General features: G+C 63.5%; 16 protein-coding genes, 1 tRNA gene and 2 pseudogenes. 9 read left to right on the top strand and 10 right to left on the bottom strand.

Annotated features, from left to right (window positions below; translation table 11 throughout):
- Positions 1–31: 31 nt before the first annotated feature.
- Positions 32–787 carry an adenosylcobinamide-GDP ribazoletransferase gene (locus ACJ0G7_RS05985; RefSeq protein WP_407395417.1) on the top strand — a complete coding sequence of 252 codons (756 nt, stop codon included), beginning with the start codon at positions 32–34 and terminating at the stop codon, positions 785–787.
- On the opposite strand, the gene ACJ0G7_RS05980 is transcribed toward ACJ0G7_RS05985, so the two are convergent.
- Positions 741–1880 carry a sensor histidine kinase gene (locus ACJ0G7_RS05980; RefSeq protein ID WP_407395416.1) on the bottom strand — a complete coding sequence of 380 codons (1140 nt, stop codon included), beginning with the start codon at positions 1878–1880 and terminating at the stop codon, positions 741–743. The two genes, ACJ0G7_RS05985 and ACJ0G7_RS05980, sit on opposite strands and share 47 nt — an antisense overlap.
- Positions 1881–2269: 389 nt before the next feature.
- On the opposite strand from ACJ0G7_RS05980, the gene ACJ0G7_RS05975 reads away from it, so the two are divergent.
- Complete coding sequence (locus ACJ0G7_RS05975) at positions 2270–2638, top strand: DUF3155 domain-containing protein (protein WP_043694532.1); 369 nt, start codon at positions 2270–2272, stop codon at positions 2636–2638.
- A 4-nt stretch (positions 2639–2642) separates the two neighbouring features.
- Here ACJ0G7_RS05975 and ACJ0G7_RS05970 read toward each other — a convergent pair whose 3' ends face one another.
- A complete protein-coding gene (locus ACJ0G7_RS05970; RefSeq protein ID WP_043694535.1) occupies positions 2643–3203 on the bottom strand; it encodes an alpha/beta hydrolase in 561 nt (186 codons plus the stop codon).
- 56 nt (positions 3204–3259) lie between these two features.
- Here ACJ0G7_RS05970 and purH point away from each other — a divergent pair, with 56 nt between their 5' ends.
- Both purH and ACJ0G7_RS05960 read left to right on the top strand, forming a co-directional pair.
- Positions 3260–4822: a bifunctional phosphoribosylaminoimidazolecarboxamide formyltransferase/IMP cyclohydrolase gene (gene purH / locus ACJ0G7_RS05965; protein WP_407395415.1), complete on the top strand. Its 1563-nt coding sequence runs from the start codon at positions 3260–3262 to the stop codon at positions 4820–4822.
- Between the two features lie 54 nt (positions 4823–4876).
- Positions 4877–5336 (top strand): annotated as a pseudogene (locus ACJ0G7_RS05960) (DUF4079 domain-containing protein).
- Here ACJ0G7_RS05960 and ACJ0G7_RS05955 read toward each other — a convergent pair.
- The 5 genes and pseudogenes from ACJ0G7_RS05955 to sfsA form a co-directional block, all read right to left on the bottom strand.
- On the bottom strand, positions 5337–5969 hold the full coding sequence (locus ACJ0G7_RS05955) for a DUF1997 domain-containing protein (protein WP_043694546.1): 633 nt from the start codon (positions 5967–5969) through the stop codon (positions 5337–5339).
- 61 nt (positions 5970–6030) lie between these two features.
- The gene (locus ACJ0G7_RS05950; RefSeq protein ID WP_407395414.1) at positions 6031–7230 is read right to left on the bottom strand and encodes a 4-hydroxy-3-methylbut-2-enyl diphosphate reductase; all 1200 of its coding nucleotides are present in this window, start codon (positions 7228–7230) and stop codon (positions 6031–6033) included.
- Positions 7231–7333: 103 nt separating this feature from the next.
- On the bottom strand, positions 7334–8164 hold the full coding sequence (locus ACJ0G7_RS05945) for an ammonium transporter (protein WP_407395413.1): 831 nt from the start codon (positions 8162–8164) through the stop codon (positions 7334–7336).
- 47 nt (positions 8165–8211) lie between these two features.
- Positions 8212–8535 (bottom strand): annotated as a pseudogene (locus ACJ0G7_RS05940) (ammonium transporter); the annotation flags it as partial.
- 390 nt (positions 8536–8925) lie between these two features.
- Positions 8926–9690 carry a DNA/RNA nuclease SfsA gene (gene sfsA, locus ACJ0G7_RS05935; RefSeq protein WP_407395412.1) on the bottom strand — a complete coding sequence of 255 codons (765 nt, stop codon included), beginning with the start codon at positions 9688–9690 and terminating at the stop codon, positions 8926–8928.
- 68 nt (positions 9691–9758) lie between these two features.
- Between sfsA and murJ the strand changes: the two genes are divergently transcribed.
- Positions 9759–11366 (top strand): murein biosynthesis integral membrane protein MurJ, encoded by a 1608-nt coding sequence (gene murJ, locus ACJ0G7_RS05930; RefSeq protein WP_407395411.1) that lies wholly within the window; start codon positions 9759–9761, stop codon positions 11364–11366.
- Here the strand turns inward: murJ and ACJ0G7_RS05925 are convergent.
- From ACJ0G7_RS05925 to ACJ0G7_RS05915, 3 genes are read right to left on the bottom strand one after another with little or no spacing between them, the layout of a single operon-like run.
- Positions 11353–11616 (bottom strand): hypothetical protein, encoded by a 264-nt coding sequence (locus ACJ0G7_RS05925; RefSeq protein ID WP_043694561.1) that lies wholly within the window; start codon positions 11614–11616, stop codon positions 11353–11355. The two genes, murJ and ACJ0G7_RS05925, sit on opposite strands and share 14 nt — an antisense overlap.
- 27 nt (positions 11617–11643) lie before the next feature.
- Positions 11644–11934, bottom strand: coding sequence for a DUF3181 family protein (locus ACJ0G7_RS05920; protein WP_043694564.1), 291 nt, complete (start codon positions 11932–11934; stop codon positions 11644–11646).
- Between the two features lie 32 nt (positions 11935–11966).
- The gene (locus ACJ0G7_RS05915; protein WP_043694568.1) at positions 11967–12221 is read right to left on the bottom strand and encodes a hypothetical protein; all 255 of its coding nucleotides are present in this window, start codon (positions 12219–12221) and stop codon (positions 11967–11969) included.
- A 92-nt stretch (positions 12222–12313) separates the two neighbouring features.
- On the opposite strand from ACJ0G7_RS05915, the gene ACJ0G7_RS05910 reads away from it, so the two are divergent.
- The 4 genes from ACJ0G7_RS05910 to ACJ0G7_RS05895 all read left to right on the top strand — a co-directional run bounded on the left by ACJ0G7_RS05910 (position 12314) and on the right by ACJ0G7_RS05895 (position 16268).
- A tRNA-Arg gene (locus ACJ0G7_RS05910) sits at positions 12314–12387 on the top strand.
- Between the two features lie 97 nt (positions 12388–12484).
- The gene (gene glyA, locus ACJ0G7_RS05905) at positions 12485–13774 is read left to right on the top strand and encodes a serine hydroxymethyltransferase (protein ID WP_407395410.1); all 1290 of its coding nucleotides are present in this window, start codon (positions 12485–12487) and stop codon (positions 13772–13774) included.
- 93 nt (positions 13775–13867) lie between these two features.
- Complete coding sequence (locus tag ACJ0G7_RS05900) at positions 13868–15016, top strand: MraY family glycosyltransferase (RefSeq protein WP_407395409.1); 1149 nt, start codon at positions 13868–13870, stop codon at positions 15014–15016.
- Positions 15009–16268, top strand: coding sequence for a competence/damage-inducible protein A (locus ACJ0G7_RS05895; RefSeq protein ID WP_407395408.1), 1260 nt, complete (start codon positions 15009–15011; stop codon positions 16266–16268). Before ACJ0G7_RS05900 ends, ACJ0G7_RS05895 begins: the two co-directional genes overlap by 8 nt.
- Positions 16269–16297: the final 29 nt, after the last annotated feature.

Raw genomic sequence — 16297 nt, 5'->3', positions numbered from 1 at the left:
TGAACCTACGGTGAGAGCTGACCCACCCGGCATGGCCATCGCGCGGACCCCGCCCTGTTGGCTCGCGGATCTCGCCGGAGCCTGGATTTTCTACACCGTGCTGCCGGCCTGGCCATGGCCGCCGCCACGGTTCAGACGCATCGCTCGCTTCGCACCCTGGATCGGCCTTCTGATCGGCAGCTCGCAGGCGGCTCTTTGGTGGGTGCTGACAGAGCTGGGCTGGTCGCCGATCGCGCTGGCTCCGCTGGTGCTTGCTGTTGGGATCTGGCTCAGCGGGGGGCTGCATCACGACGGGTTGATGGACACCGCCGATGGTCTGGCCGCAGGGGTGGAGCGTCGTCTGATCGCGATGGAGGACAGTCGTGTCGGTGCCAGCGGTGTTCTGGCGCTGGTGATGCTGCTCCTTCTGGAGGTGGCTGCGCTGATCCAACTGGGATCCTTTGCTCCCATCGCGCTGCTTTTGACGGGGTTCTGGGCGCGGGTGGCGCCGCTCTGGGCGATGGCGCGGTTCGACTATCTGCGGCCGGAGGGTTCCGCGGCCTTCCATCGGCGGCATGGCCGCCCGTGGCTGGATGCGGTCCCGGCACTGCTGGCGCTGCCCCTCCTGGCATGGCTCTCAGATCCTGTGTCGGCCCTGGTGGGTCTGCCTGTCGCCGTCCTCTGTGCTGATCGACTCGGACGACGGCTCGGCGGGCACACGGGTGACTCTTACGGGGCCGCGCTGGTGCTGACCGAGGGCTTCACGCTTCTGGTTCTCTCCCTGATACCGGCGGCAACGTCAGCCTGAACAGGTTGCCAAGCGCCGGCAGATCAGAACTTGGAGAGACCACAGGCTGGTCGCCGGGCCTGACGCACAGCTGCAGGCTTCCGCCGTTCCGCTCTGCCAGATGGCGGGCGAGGGACAGGCCCAGGCCTGTTCCTGGCCGTTCCTGTCCGGCCTCTCCGCGCACGCCCCGCTCGAAGATTCGGCTGCGCTCATGTTCCGCGATGGGTGGTCCGGCATCCCAGACCGCGAGACCGTCCTCCATCAGGGCCAGGCCGATGGCACAGCCCGGGGGGCTGTAGCGGAATCCGTTCTCCAGCAGGTTGGCAACGATCTCACTCACCGCAGCCCCGCCCGTGGTCTGTTCGGACCACGCGGGCCATTGCTCAGGCCCAGACCAGGGCCGTCCCTGCAGATTGGCCATGGCTTTCGCCCGTTCGATCAGCGGAACCAGCCGTTCCTTGAGGGTGATGTCGGATTCGGCTGGGCCGGGGGGCAGCAGGAGTGGCGCGGAAGGATCACCGGTTGCCGGAAGTGTCGGTCCTCCCAGGCCGGCAAGGGCATCGATGTAACGGCCGAGTTGGTTCTGTTCCGTCAACACCCCCTCCACGAGGGAACGGTGCTGACTGTCCGCTTCAAGCCTGCGGAGCAGCAGCTGGGCATAGGTGCGCAGCGCCGCCAGGGGATTCCGCAGCTGATGGATCAGTGTGCGGAGCTGATCCTTCTGCTGCGTCAGCTGGTCACGCAGCTGAAGGCATTCCAGTTCTCTGGAGAGGCCGTGGCTGATCGCTCCGGCACAGAGGCGAAGCCGGGCATCCAGATCCGCGGTCCAATCCTCTCTGGGATCCAGATCAGCCCGCAGTGCTCCGAGGATCAGATCACCGTCCTGCAGCGGGTACCAGCGACGCCCGCGGGCAGGCAGGCGCAGTTCAGGATCGTTGTCGGCGGGCGGCAGCTGCCGGTCATCGATGGACCACTGGCGGATCAGGACGAGGGAGGGGCTCTGATCCGCCGCGGGCTGACTCAGATACAGCCCGAGACGGCGCAGCCCCGAACCCCCTGAGATCCCCTCAAGCTGCTGATCGGCAAAACCAAGAAAGCGATCCGTCAGCTGCATGGGTACAGATGGGCGGATGACGACAGAACCGCAGGCGGTTGGTTAAGGGGACTTGAAAAATCTGGGAAAAGTCTTAAGATCCTCCTATCGGCTGAGACACCGCTCAGCATGAGCGTGTGTCCATCAACACTCGCAAAGGTTGCTTTTCTATCGCGACCAAAGCTACAGCAGAGACTGAAGCGTTCTTTGCTGGGTGCCGGCTCCGGCATTGCTGGGGTGTTGGTGTTCTTCCGATGGTGACGGCAAGTCCTTCACCGTTGCATGACGCGGCTCATGACGTTCCTGCGTCGAGATCCATCACGCGCAGTGCCCGGACAGGCTCAGGCGTCTCCGGTTCATAACCGTCTTGTCCACACATCCCCCAGTAACCCTCACCCCGGAATCCGTTCATGTCCAAGAAGCGCAAGCGCATCAGTCGTCGTCGTCTCGCCGGACAGCGGGTTTTGGCGCATGTGGCCACCCATCACCTGGAAACCGGTGAGTACAAGCCGGTGACCGCGGCACGCCGCTACATCGCCGAGGCCGGTCTTGTTCCACCCGCACTCCTGAATGTGCGCCGGAACGAGCACACCACCGACCGTTTCTTCTGGGGCGAAAAGGGGCTGTTCAGCGCCCAGTACGCCGAAGAGAACCACTTCCTGTTTCCTTCGTTGCGCTCCATCGTTGATTCCGTCGGCGAAGACACCTTGTTTGAAGGTCTCGACATGGCAGCGGACGACTGGGAGGAGATGGAGGAATACGAGTACGCCTTCGTCTGAGTTTTCAGAGCACGCTGCCGAGAAAGTTCTGCATCGGCAGCAGTGCGGCATGGGGAATCGTGTGACCGTCCTGGAATGTGACTCGCTGACGGCGATCCCCCTGCAGCCGTTCCCAGATCGACTCCATGGCTGTCACGGGAACCACCGGATCCCCTGAGCCATGGAGCAGGAGAACGGGAGGGTGGTGTTGAGGTGGCTGCCAATCGGGATGCGGGTAGCCACTGCATGAGATCACCCCTGCCAACGGCAGAGAGCAGCCGCTGTCCAGGCTCATGGCACCACCCTGGGAAAATCCCATCAGGACGGTCTTCTCCAGGGGATGATCGCTGTCGGCGAGATCGAGGAGACGCCGGCGCAGGAGAGCCACCGCCTCAGGCACGCGGTCCCAACGCGGGGGGAAGAGGTCGTACCACTGACGACCTGATGCTTCGGGACGGGCTTCCGGTGCCGAGAGGCAGATCACATCCAACAGCGATGGATGTTCGTCTGCGAGAGCATCACCAACCGGACGCAGATCATCGGCATCGGCTCCCCAGCCATGCAGCAGCACGATGCGGTGATGCATGGAGACGTCGGATCACTGCTGCGTAGGTTGGCCCATGACTGCGCAGCCTGGCCCTGATGGCTCCTTTCGCTCTGCTGAGTGTCTCCGACAAGACCGGTCTGGTGCCTCTTGCTGAAGCTCTGCACCGCCGGCATGGCTACGAGCTGCTGTCCAGCGGTGGCACGGCCAAGGTGATTGAGGAGGCAGGACTGCCTGTTACGCGGGTTTCCGAGCACACCGGAGCACCGGAGATTCTCGGTGGGAGGGTGAAGACCCTGCATCCGCGTGTTCACGGAGGCATCCTGGCCAGGCGGGATGATCCCGCCCATCAGGCCGATCTCCAGCAGCAGAACATTCCTGCCATTGATCTGGTGGTGGTGAATCTCTATCCCTTCCGGGAAACGATCGCCAAGCCGGATGTCACCTGGGCGATGGCGATCGAGAACATCGACATCGGCGGTCCGGCCATGGTTCGTGCTGCTGCCAAGAATCATGCCGATGTGGCGGTTCTCACCAGCCCTGATCAGTACGACCGGGTGCTGGCTGCCATGGATGAAAGCCGACACGGTGTGCCGCAGGACCTGCGCCGACAGCTGGCTCTAGAGGCCTTTCAGCACACAGCCGCCTACGACACCGCCATCAGCCGCTGGATGTCAGGGCAGGTGTCCCATGAAGGGAGCCCCTGGCTCGAGGCTGTTCCCTTGAGGCAGACCCTTCGTTACGGCGAAAATCCGCATCAGATGGCTTGCTGGTACAGCCATGCGAAGCAGGGCTGGGGTGGTGCCATCCAGTTGCAGGGCAAGGAACTGAGCACCAACAACCTTCTGGACCTGGAAGCGGCCCTGGCCACGGTTCGGGAGTTCGGTTACGGCTCTGATGGCAAGCATCCGGCCCAGCAGCCCGCCGCCGTGGTTGTGAAGCACACCAATCCCTGTGGGGTGGCGGTGGCCGCCGCGGTGCCGCTGGCACTCACAAGGGCCCTCGATGGTGATCGCATCAGCGCGTTCGGAGGGATCGTCGCGATCAACGGGTTGGTGGAGGCTGCGGCTGCGCGCGAGCTCACCAGCCTGTTTCTGGAATGTGTCGTGGCCCCTGGCTTCAGTCCCGACGCACGGGAGATCCTGGCGTCGAAACCGAATCTTCGATTGCTGGAGCTGTCTGCCGCGGCCGTGGATGCTGCTGGCCCTGATCATGTCCGCAGCATTCTTGGCGGTCTGCTGGTTCAGGATCTGGACGATCGTCCCTGTGAGCCGGACACCTGGACCGTGGCCACGCAGCGACCGCCCTCCATCCAGGAGAAACGGGATCTGGAGTTCGCATGGCGCCTCGTGCGCCACGTGCGCTCCAATGCCATCGTCGTGGCCAGGGACGGCCAGAGCCTGGGGATCGGAGCCGGTCAGATGAACCGGGTGGGTTCCGCCCGACTCGCGCTGGAGGCCGCGGGGGACAAGGCCGCCGGCTCAGTACTGGCCAGCGATGGATTCTTCCCGTTTGACGACACCGTCCGTCTCGCTGCGGAGCATGGCATCGCGGCCGTGATTCATCCCGGCGGCAGTCTCAGGGATGCGGAGTCCATTCAGGCCTGTGATGAGCTCGGGATGACGATGCTGCTCACGGGACGCCGCCATTTTCTGCACTGACACAGGTCGGGGACCGTCGACCCGTAGCCTCGCTCTGTTGCTCTAGGACGTTCGATGCTGGCCACGCTTCCCTTCAGCCTGAACTTCGTGCATCCGCTCACGGAATGGGCCCTGCTCGCAACTGGTGGCTGGGCGCTGTACCTGGGTATCAAGGCCAAGAAGACCAGAACAGGCACACCCGAGCAGCGCAAGGAGCTGGTTCCACGCAAGTTCGCCCAGCGGCACTACCGCTGGGGCAGCCTGCTCCTCGCGGTGATGACGCTGGGCACCCTCGGCGGCATGGCGGTGACTTACCTCAACAACGGAAAACTGTTCGTAGGCCCCCCATCTGCTTGTCGGACTGGCCATGACGGGGATGATCGCGATCGCTGCGTCGCTCTCGCCGCTGATGCAGCAAGGCAACCTGATCGCCCGCAAGGCTCATGTCGGATTGAACATGGGCGTGATGACGCTGTTTCTCTGGCAGGCCGTCAGCGGTATGGAGATCGTCAACAAGATCTGGTCCAACCGCTGATCAGAAGGCTGCCCGCCGTCTTGGCGGGCATTTCAGGCTGTACTGGGCGTGAAAGTCTTCCTGAACTTTCCAGGTCAGACGACGGGAGACCTGCCGCACGATCTGACGCAGCAGATGATCGCCACTCGATTGCACCAGTCCGTCGGGAAGCACGGTGATGACCTGCGGAAGCCGGATCCAGACGGAGAGATCGAGATCCCAGCTCACGGCGGTGGCAAGACCGGGATCCATGCCCTCGGCCTCCGCCCAGGGTTTCAGCTCCATGCGCGCCTGGAAGTCGACTTCGTAATGGTTTCTGAGCGACGGATCCCCCCACGCCAGGTCGGTGGTCTCGATCCGGTAGATCAACTGATCCTGGGGCAGCAGCCGGAGGCTGATGGTGGGCTCGATCTCGAAGCCGAAATTGCCGAAGCGTCCCAGGGTCAGTCCGTAGGACTGCTGGTCGAGGGATTTCACCTGGATCGGTGCGGCGCAGCGCTCGAACCAGACCTCATGCCGGTCCAGGTAGTCCGCCACGACGGCGGTCGGAGCAAGCATCTCCATCCTGTCGGAGAAGCTGCTGGTGTAGCAACGGACCTGGGGGTCGGCCGACTGACGCAGATTGTCTGTGTCGGAGTGCGACAAAAGCAGCACTGAGAACGAAATGCCGGTGACGGCAAATGGGTCGACGCTAAATGTAAAGCGTTTATGAAGCTCAGGTCTCGCTGAGCTTCATCAGTTTCTCGATCACCTCTTCCACGGCTCGATCGGGTGTCGACGCTCCTGAGGTGATGCCGACGGTGACAGGGCCTGCCGGCAGGAAATCTCCGTTCAGGCACAGATCCATCGACAGGGGTTTGTGTTCGATCGAGTTGGTCTCGGCGTCGAGGCGATCGGGTGTGTCGATGTGGAACGAGCGGATGCCCCTGCTGACGGCGATTTCCTGCAGGTGGGTGGTGTTGGACGAGTTGAAGCCACCGATCACCACCATCAGATCCAGGGGTTCGTCCACCAGGGAGAACATGGCGTCCTGACGCTCCTGGGTGGCGTCACAGATGGTGTTGAAGGCCAGGAAGTGGTCGTTCAGGTGGGTCGGACCGTATTTGCTGAGCATCGTCCGCTCGAACAGTCGTCCGATCTCTTCGGTTTCGCTCTTCAGCATCGTGGTCTGGTTGGCGACGCCGAGTCGGTCGAGATCCTGGTCTGGATCAAAACCGGGTGAGCAGGCCTTGGCGAAGCGCTCCATGAACTCGTTCCGATTGCCTTTGCCGAGGATGTAGTCGGACACAATCTGCGCTTCCTCCAGATCCAGCACCACGAGGTAGGTGCCGGCAAAAGAGCTCGTGGCCAGGGTTTCCTCGTGCTTCACCTTGCCGTGAATAACCGAGGTGAAGGTGTGCTTCTTGTGCTTTTCCACCGTGTTCCAGACCTTGGAGACCCAGGGGCACGTGGTGTCGACGATGTGGCAGCCCCGCTCGTTGAGCAGCTGCATCTCCTGAACCGTCGCTCCGAAGGCCGGCAGGATCACCACGTCACCGGAGGTCACCCCGGAGAAATCCTTCACTCCCTGCTCGACGGGGATGAACTGCACATCCATCTCACGCAGATGATCATTCACGGAGGGGTTGTGGATGATCTCGTTGGTGATCCACAAGCGTTCCTTCGGGTAGTGACGCCGCGTCTCATAAGCCATGGCGACGGCTCTCTCCACGCCCCAGCAGAAACCGAAGGCTTCGGCCAGACGCACGGTGAGCCGCCCGTGGGTCAGTCGGTAGCCGTTGTCCCGGATCGTTCCGATCAGGCCGCTCTGATAGGCCTGTTCCAGACTCTCGGCGACCTCTTCGGCTCGACCGAAGCCACGCCGGTTGTAGCGCTCGGAGTGGTGCAGTGAGCGCTTGAAGGCGTGGGTGTCCATGGCGGGCGCTGGTGTGAAACGACTCTATGGGGCCTGCTGCGTCTGGAACGCAAAAAAAAAGCCCGGCTGAAGGCCGGGCTTGGAGTGAATCCCGAAGGGAAAATCAGTTGTTGATGGTGGAGAAGCCTGCGTAGGCCTCCATGCCGTGTTCGCCGATGTCCAGACCCTCGGTTTCTTCCTGTTCGGTGACGCGAATGCCCCCGAACAGTCCGCCGATGACTTTCCAGGCGATGAAGCAGGTCACCAGACTCCAGATGGCGTAGGCGGCGGTTCCAACAGCCTGGATACCAAGCTGATTGATCCCTCCACCGACCAGCAGGCCGAGCCCAGAGCCGTCGCCTTGGATGTCGTAGCCCCAGAGGCCGATCACCACGGTGCCCCAGACGCCGCAGACGCCGTGGACGGAGAACGCTCCAACCGGGTCATCGATGCCCGCTGAGTCGAGAGCGGCAACCGAGAAGACCACAATGATGCCGCCAACGGCACCGGCGACCCAGGAACCCATCAGGGTGAGGTTGCCGCAACCGGCCGTCACACTCACCAGGCCAGCCAGGATGCCGTTGATGATCATGGTGAGATCAGGCTTCTTGGAGGTGATCGTGGAAATCACCGTGGCACCGATCGCACCGCCGGCAGCGCCGAGGGTGGTGGTCACAGCCACGTAGGGAACCCACTGGTCCATGGCGAGCTGGGAACCGGGGTTGAAGCCGTACCAGCCGATCCAGAGAATCAGGGCGCCGAGGGTGGCGATGGACATGTTGTGGCCGGGGATGGCCTGAACCTTCCCGCCGACATATTTGCCGATCCGGGGTCCGAGAAGCATGGCGCCGACGAGACCGGCCCAGGCTCCGACGGAGTGCACGATCGAGGATCCAGCGAAAGTCGATGAATTCGACGCTGCCAACACTGTTCGCTCAGCCAGCCGCCGTTCCATTCCCAGCTGAACCGGCAACTCGGGTAGATGAAGGCCGTCAGGACCAGGGCGAAGATCACGAACTCGCCGAATTTGATGCGCTCCGCCACGAGGCCGGAAACGATCGTGGCGGCAGTGCCGGCGAAGGCCGCCTGGAACAGGAAGTCAACCGTCGGGACCAAGTCCGGCTTCGCTGATCGTCTCAGCGCTGACACGGTGGGGTCGAAGAACAGACTGCTCCGAAGTACAGCCAGCCGGGGATCATGCCGTCCCCGTACATCAGGGCGTAACCGCATGAACCAGTATGCGGTCACCGCGAGGGCGAACACGAACAGGTTCTTGGACAGGATATTGACGGCGTTCTTCTGGCGGCACATGCCGGCTTCCACCATGGCGAAGCCCGCATTCATGAAGATCACCAGAATCGTGGCGACCAGAAGCCAGAGGTTGTTGGCCAGGAAGGCTGCGTTGAGTTCGGGCAGTTCTTCGGCTTTGGCGGCGAAGGTGAAGATGCCGAGGCCCATCAGGGCCATTGGCGCACAGGCCAACCAAACCAGTGAACGGTTGGAGCTGAAGCCTCGGATGCTGCGAAGGAGGAGCATCGGGCCATCCAGAAGGCTGGCCTCCTGGAGTGTCTTGAGGCGCCGCTTTGGCGGCGCCTGGAAGGCAGTTGTCATGAACGAAAGTGCAGAGCTGCTGATCGCGCCTGGAGTTGTATCCAGGCGAACGTGCCCACGCTGCCCGCGGGACGGGCCCCTAATTGTTTGTCTTGATACCAAATTTCAAACTGGCTTGAGACGCCGCAGGCCTTCCCACCGAATCTGGTTCGATTCGAAACGGAAACAGCAGGGGAGGACGTCAACCCCGCGGTCAAGGGCCTGACGGAACAAGTCGCCGTAGCGAGGATCAGCCGCGTCTCCCGGGGCGAACGATGTCACATCGGCTCGACTGAGACAGGGCACCAGCACCGCACGGGCTTCAGGCAGCAGGTCCATCAGCTCCACCAGGTGTTTCTGCCCCCGTTCGGTCACCGTGTCCGGAAACAGAGCCAGGGTGCCATCGGTCCAGGTGGTGTTCTTCACCTCGACGTAGATCGGCCGCTGATCCGGATTGTCGGCCGCAGGTGTGAGCAGCAGGTCGATGCGACTGCGACGATTTTTTCCATAGGCGACTTCGGCTCGGATGCTCTCGATCGTCCCGAGCTCTTCGGCAAGGCAACCTGCCTCGATCGTGGCTCGAATGAGTCGGTTGGGAAGGGCGGTGTTGATGCCGACCCAGCAGGGTGATCCATCGGCGCCGGTCACTTCCGCCTGTTCCCAGGTCCAGGCCAGCTTCCGTTTCGGGGAGGGAGCATGCCGCACCCGCACCCGTTGGCCTGGGATCAGCACGCCGGTCATCGGGCCCGTGTTGGCGCAGTGGGCGGTGACCACCTGCCCGTCGCTGAGTTCCACATCGGCCAGAAAGCGTTTGTAACGCCTGATCAGCTGGCCCTCTGCGAGGGCTTCAAAAGTGAGCAGGGCATCCCCGCGGGATGGAAGGCCGGTCATGGCGCTAGCCGAGTGATGCCCATGGTCTCCTGCAGGCCCAGCACAATGCGGCCATCGCTGGGGCCTGGATGGCGCGCTCACTCAAGGGGATCGCACTGGTCGTCACCTTCGGCACGCTGCTCAGCAAGGTTGGCGGCCTGGTTCGACAGCTTGTGATCGCCGCTGCCTTCGGGGTTGGAGCGGCTTACGACGCCTACAACTACGCCTATGTGCTGCCGGGGTTCCTGCTGATTCTGCTGGGGGGAATCAACGGACCGTTTCACAGCGCCATGGTCAGTGTTCTCAGTCGCCGCCCCCGCAATGAAAGTGCCCACATCCTTGCGGCTCTGAACACCAGCGTCAGTGCGCTGCTGCTGCTGGTCACCGTTCTGCTCGTGCTGGCGGCGGATCCGCTGATCACCCTGGTTGGGCCTGGGTTGAGCCCGGAGCTGCATGCCATCGCGACGGTGCAGCTGCAGGTGATGGCGCCGATGGCGTTGCTGGCCGGCCTGATCGGTCTGGGTTTCGGGTCGCTCAATGCAGCGGATGAGTTCTGGATCCCGGCGATCTCGCCCCTGATGTCGAGTGCGGCGCTGATCCTGGGTGTCGGTCTGCTCTGGTGGCAGCTGGGCAGTGCCATCGCGCTGCCGGCCGCAGCCATGACCGGGGGTGTGGTGCTGGCGGCCGCAACCCTGGTCGGGGCGCTGCTGCAGTGGCTGATCCAGCTGCCGGCTCTGATCCGTCAGGGACTCGCCCGCTTCCAGCTGGTCTGGGACTGGCGCCATCCCGGCGTGCGCGAGGTGTGGAGGGTGATGGGGCCGGCGACCCTCTCATCGGGCATGTTGCAGATCAATGTGTTCACCGATCTGTTCTTCGCCTCCGGGATCGCAGGTGCGGCCGCGGGTCTCGGTTACGCGAATCTTCTTGTGCAGACGCCGCTGGGCCTGATCTCAAACGCTCTGCTGGTGCCGCTGTTGCCGACCTTCGCACGTCTCACCGCCCCTGAAGATCGCCCTCAGTTGATCGAGCGGATCCGCCAGGGGCTGATGCTGTCCACCGCTTCGATGATTCCTCTGGGTGGTCTGTTCATCGCCCTGGGTGCTCCCATCGTCGCGCTCGTCTATGAGCGCGGAGCCTTCGATGCTTCCGCGGCTCAGCTGGTCACGGGGCTGCTGATGGCCTATGGCCTGGGAATGCCGGCCTATCTCGGTCGGGATGTTCTGGTGCGGGTGTTCTATGCCCTCGGCGATGGCACCACGCCGTTCCGTTTTTCGCTGGCGGGCATCGGTCTCAACGTGATCTTCGACTGGCTGCTCGTCGGAGGGCCGACCCCGTGGGGCGACCAATCCCCCGTGAATTTCGGGGCACCGGGCCTGGTGCTGGCGACGGTCGCCATCAACGGAATCACCTGTTTGGCTCTGCTGCTGGTGTTGCAACGGCGTCTCCAGGGGTTGCCGCTGCAGAGCTGGGGTCTGGACGCGCTGAAGCTGTCGATGGCCGGCTTGGCGGCGGCACTTCCGGCCTGGGGGCTCTCCGCCGCTCTGAGCTGGCCCGTGGGGATGTCGGGCCTGCTTCTGCAGGTGATGGTTCCAGGCCTGCTGGGACTTGGACTGTTCGCGCTGGTGGGAACGACTCTCGGTGTCCGGGAGGTGCGTGAACTGGTTCGGAGCCTGATCCGCCGGTTCAGGGCTCGCTGAGTCGGATCTCCCGATCCTCGCGGACCTGAATCGGCAGCTCCAGCTGCTGACGCCCCACCAGCTGCGGACCCTGGACCGAGACAATCCTGGCTTCGATGCCGTAATCCCTGAAGGCGGTTTCCAGCTCCTGGATCAGAGCCTTCTCCACCTGGGCTTCTGCATCAACAACGGTTCCGATCAGGCGTTCCCCGAGGGGCCCGATCCGCTGGCGCACCACCTCGCGCGGATTGGTCACCTCAATGATCAGCACGCCGTGGACGCTCCAAGGTTTGCAACCTTATCGGCAGTAGGGCTCCAGAATCTCCTCAAGTTCACGAAGTTGTGCCGGAGGGAGCAACCGGGCGAGCGGAAGCTGGCTGGCTCCACCGGCGATCTGCACTTTCACGGCTTCCACGGCTCGACGAGCCGCCACCGCTGCTCCCTGGTCCACCAGAGCGCTGCATTCGATCGCCAGTGGTCCGGCCAGTTCGGCGTCCCCCAGGTGGAGATGCCATCCACTGATCTGGACGTACAGACGATCAGCAAGTGTGGCCTGCAGATCTTGCAGATCGGCGGCTGAGAGCGACATCGGATCTCGAACGATCTGAGGTCATGGTGCCCTCATGCGTCCGGATCGGCAGTGGATGGATCCGGCCGCAGCCTGGCAACGATCAGCAGATGGGCGATCAGAACCGTCAGCCAGAGGCCGCTGAACAGCGGCAGCCAGTCCCATGGATGGCGCATCTCCTGAACGAACCAGAGACCGCTGTTCAGAGCGGCGAAGAGACCGGCATGCAGGCAGAGATTCACCACCCGCTCGAAATGGCGGTAGGTGGGATTGTCAGGGTCGGCGGGGCCGTACCAGCGGATCGGCATCGCGGCGGTGTCGGAGTTCAGAGGCGATCCTGGCCCCGACTGTGCTCCAGTTGACGGAGGCCCCCTCGATGGGCTCTCATGGATTCACGCCAGCGCTTGTAGCTCAGCGGATTAGAGCATCTGACTACGGATCAGAGGGTCGGGAGTTCGAATCTCTCCAGGCGCGCTGTTGAACTGCCTTCCGGGGCAGTTTTTTTTTGGCCGGACACAGTTCCCTGGACTCAGAGTCCTTCCTTACGATCAGTTCACGACAACCCAGCTCCATGAGTCAGCAATCCGAGCGTTCGATCAACAGGGATCTGGCCCAGGCCGATCCGGCGATCGCCGGACTGATCGACCGGGAACAGAATCGACAGGAAACTCACCTCGAGCTGATCGCCAGCGAGAACTTCGCCTCCCGTGCCGTGATGGAGGCCCAGGGCTCGGTGCTCACCAACAAGTACGCCGAGGGCCTGCCGAACAAGCGTTACTACGGGGGGTGTGAACACGTCGATGCCATCGAGGAGCTGGCCATTGAGCGGGCCAAGCAGCTGTTCGGGGCGGCCTGGGCGAATGTTCAGCCCCATAGCGGAGCCCAGGCCAATTTCGCCGTTTTCCTGGCTCTTCTCCAGCCCGGCGACACGATCATGGGCCTGGATCTCTCCCACGGCGGTCACCTCACCCATGGGTCTCCGGTCAACGTCAGCGGCAAGTGGTTCAAGGTCATCCAGTACGGCGTCGACCGAGAGACTCAGCGTCTGGACATGGACGCGATCCGTGCGCTGGCCAGGGAGCACAAGCCGAAGCTGATCGTCTGCGGTTACTCCGCCTATCCGCGCACGATCGACTTCGCCGCGTTCCGTTCGATCGCTGATGAGGTCGGGGCCTATCTGCTGGCGGACATGGCTCACATCGCCGGTCTCGTGGCTGCCGGAGTGCATCCAAGCCCTGTGCCTCATTGCGATGTGGTCACAACCACCACGCACAAGACCCTGCGGGGACCCCGCGGTGGACTGATCCTCTGTCGCGATGCTGAATTCGCCAAGAAGTTCGACAAGGCGGTCTTCCCCGGCAGCCAGGGTGGGCCCCTGGAACACGTGATCGCCGCCAAGGCAGTCGCTTTCGGAGAGGCGTTGCAGCCGGCCTTCAGGGCCTACAGCCAGCAGGTGGTGGCCAATGCAGCTGCCCTGGCGGCACGGTTGATCGAGCGCGGCATCGATGTGGTGAGCGGCGGCACGGACAACCATGTGGTCCTGCTCGACCTTCGCTGCATCGGCATGACCGGCAAGGTGGCCGATCTGCTGGTGAGTGATGTGCACATCACCGCCAACAAGAACACGGTTCCGTTCGACCCGGAATCCCCCTTCGTCACCAGCGGTCTGCGTCTCGGTACAGCGGCTCTCACCACCAGAGGTTTCGATGCGGAGGCCTTTCGTGAAGTGGCTGATGTGATCGCTGATCGATTGCTCAATCCTGAAGACGACGCCATTCAGCAGCGCTGTCTCAGCCGTGTGGAGGTGCTCTGCAGCCGGTTCCCTCTCTATGTGGAACAGAGAGAGCCGGCGATTGCCTGACTGGTCCAGGGTTCCCTGGATCGGTGGGAAGAGCCTCCTTAGGATCGGAAGGTCAACGACCACCTTCAGGGCAGCCCCCTTCCAGGAGTCTCCGTGAACCTCGCAGCGAGCCCGATTGCGGTTGCACTGATGAGCTTCGGGCTGGCAGCCGGCATCACCAGCGTGCTGGTTCCCCTGGTGCGCGCTCTGGGTCTCCACTTCGGGTTCACGGACAAACCCGACCCGCGCAAGCAGCACAGCACACCGATGGTGAGGCTGGGCGGGGTCGCCATGGTGTTCGGCTTCGGACTCGCTCTGGCCGCGGTCTGGTTGCTCGGCGGTTTCGGTCTCCTGGCTCCAGCCCGCGATCAACTGATCTGGAGCACGCTGGCCGGGTCGCTCTGCTTCTTCCTGATCGGGCTGGCCGATGATCTGTTCGCCCTGTCTCCATGGCCGCGGCTTGCCGGACAGGTGGCTGTCTCCTGCGTCATCTGGTCGGAGGGTGTCCGGATCGGAGCCATCGACCTTCCCTGGTTCAGTTCCACCGGCTCAGCGATCGTGCTCTCCGATGGCCTCAGCCTTCTGGCGACGGTGATCTGGCTGGTGGGGATCACCAATGCGATCAACTGGCTGGATGGACTGGACGGTCTGGCTGCCGGAGTCGCCGGGATCGCAGCGGTCGGACTGGTTTCGGTGAGCTTCTCCCTGCATCAGGTGGCAGCCGGGTTCCTTGCCGCCGCCCTCGCTGGCTGCTGTCTGGGATTTCTGCGCCACAACTTCAACCCCGCCCGCATCTTCATGGGGGACGGGGGGTCCTATTTCCTGGGATTCACACTGGCGGCGGTCAGCATCGTCGGTCCGGCCAAGGGACTCACCACCGTGAGTCTGCTGCTGCCATTGCTGATCCTTTCCCTGCCGCTGGCGGACATGTCCGCCGTGATCATGGGCAGGCTTCGTGAAGGGAGATCCCCCTTTCATCCCGATCGTCGGCATCTGCATCACCGCCTGCTTCGCGCCGGCTTCAGCCATCGACGCACCGTTCTGCTGATCTACGTGTTCACCCAGTGGCTCGCGGCTCTCGCTCTCGTTGTGGCCAATGCGGAGATGCGTTTTCTCTGGCTGGCGATCGCTTCCGCCCTGCTGGTGGGAACGGTGGTGATCAGTCGCCGCCAGCTCCAGACGGAGCTGGCCCTGCGTGATGTGGTCCCCTCCGCACCCCAGGAGATCTCCGACATCGCCCGATGCGGCGATCGTCATGGCTGAGCGCGGCGTCGAGATTCTGTGCGTCGGCACCGAGCTGCTCCTGGGCAGCATCCTCAACGGCAATGCCCGCTGGATCGCCGAGCAATTGGCAGGTCTCGGCTTGCCTCACTACCGCCAGACCGTTGTCGGGGACAACGTGGAGCGCCTCACCGCTGCTGCAAGGGAGGCGGCTGAGCGCAGCAGTGTTCTGATCACCACCGGGGGTCTCGGTCCCACACCGGATGACCTCACCACCGCCACCCTGGCGTCCGCCTTCGGCGCCGCCCTTGAGGAGCGGCCGGAACTCTGGCGGGAGATCCAGGAAAAACTCTCCACCGGTGGACGGCCGGTAGCGGCCAGCAACCGCTCCCAGGCCTGCCTGCCTCGGGGAGCCGAGGTCCTGCCCAATCCGCTCGGTTCGGCACCCGGAATGATCTGGTCCCCAAGGCCTGGCTTCACTGTGCTCACGTTTCCGGGTGTGCCATCGGAGATGCGGGCGATGTGGAGCGCCACGGCCGAGCCTTGGTTGCGGCGTCACGGCGGAGCTGAAGGTGTGTTCGTCAGCCGGCAGCTCCGCTTCTCCGGCATCGGCGAATCGAATCTTGCGGAGCAGGTGGCCGACCTGCTGAACGGCAGCAATCCGACGGTGGCTCCTTACGCCTCGCTTGGAGATGTGAAACTTCGCCTCACGGCCTGTGGCTCTGATCATGCAGAGGCCGAGGCTCTGCTCGAACCGGTGGAGCGGGAGCTTCTGCTTCGCTGCGGTCAGCACTGCTACGGCCGTGACGAGGAGAGTCTCGCTTCCGTGCTGCTCAGACAGCTGCGGGAGCGCGGGGAGACGCTCGCGGTTGCGGAGTCCTGCACAGGCGGTGGCGTCGGAGCGGCGATCACGGCGGTACCCGGATGTTCCGATGTGTTCCTCGGGGGCGTCATCGCCTACAGCAACGCGATGAAACAGCGGTTGCTCGGTGTGTCTCCGGATCTGATCCAGAGCCATGGCGCTGTCTCCGATCCCGTGGTGACGGCCATGGCGGAAGGGGCTCGGGACCGCCTCGGCAGTGACTGGGCCCTGGCGATCAGCGGGATCGCCGGACCGGGTGGTGGAGGGCCGGACAAGCCTGTGGGACTGGTGCATCTGGCTGTGGCGGGCCCTGATGGCTGCCAGGCCTGGGCTGAGCGGTTCGGAGATCGGCGCGGTCGTCTGGCGGTGCAGCAACTGAGTGTGATCCGGGTGCTCGATGGTCTCCGGCGGAGGCTGCTCTCCCGGGGATAGTCCGGGGGTAGGGTTTTCTGCTGCTGCGG

The sequence above is a fragment of the Parasynechococcus sp. genome, from assembly GCF_045559935.1.
In the GTDB taxonomy this organism is placed as follows: domain Bacteria; phylum Cyanobacteriota; class Cyanobacteriia; order PCC-6307; family Cyanobiaceae; genus Parasynechococcus.
The sequence above is the reverse complement of the archived record's forward strand: the minus strand, read 5'-3'. Positions and strand labels throughout refer to the sequence as shown.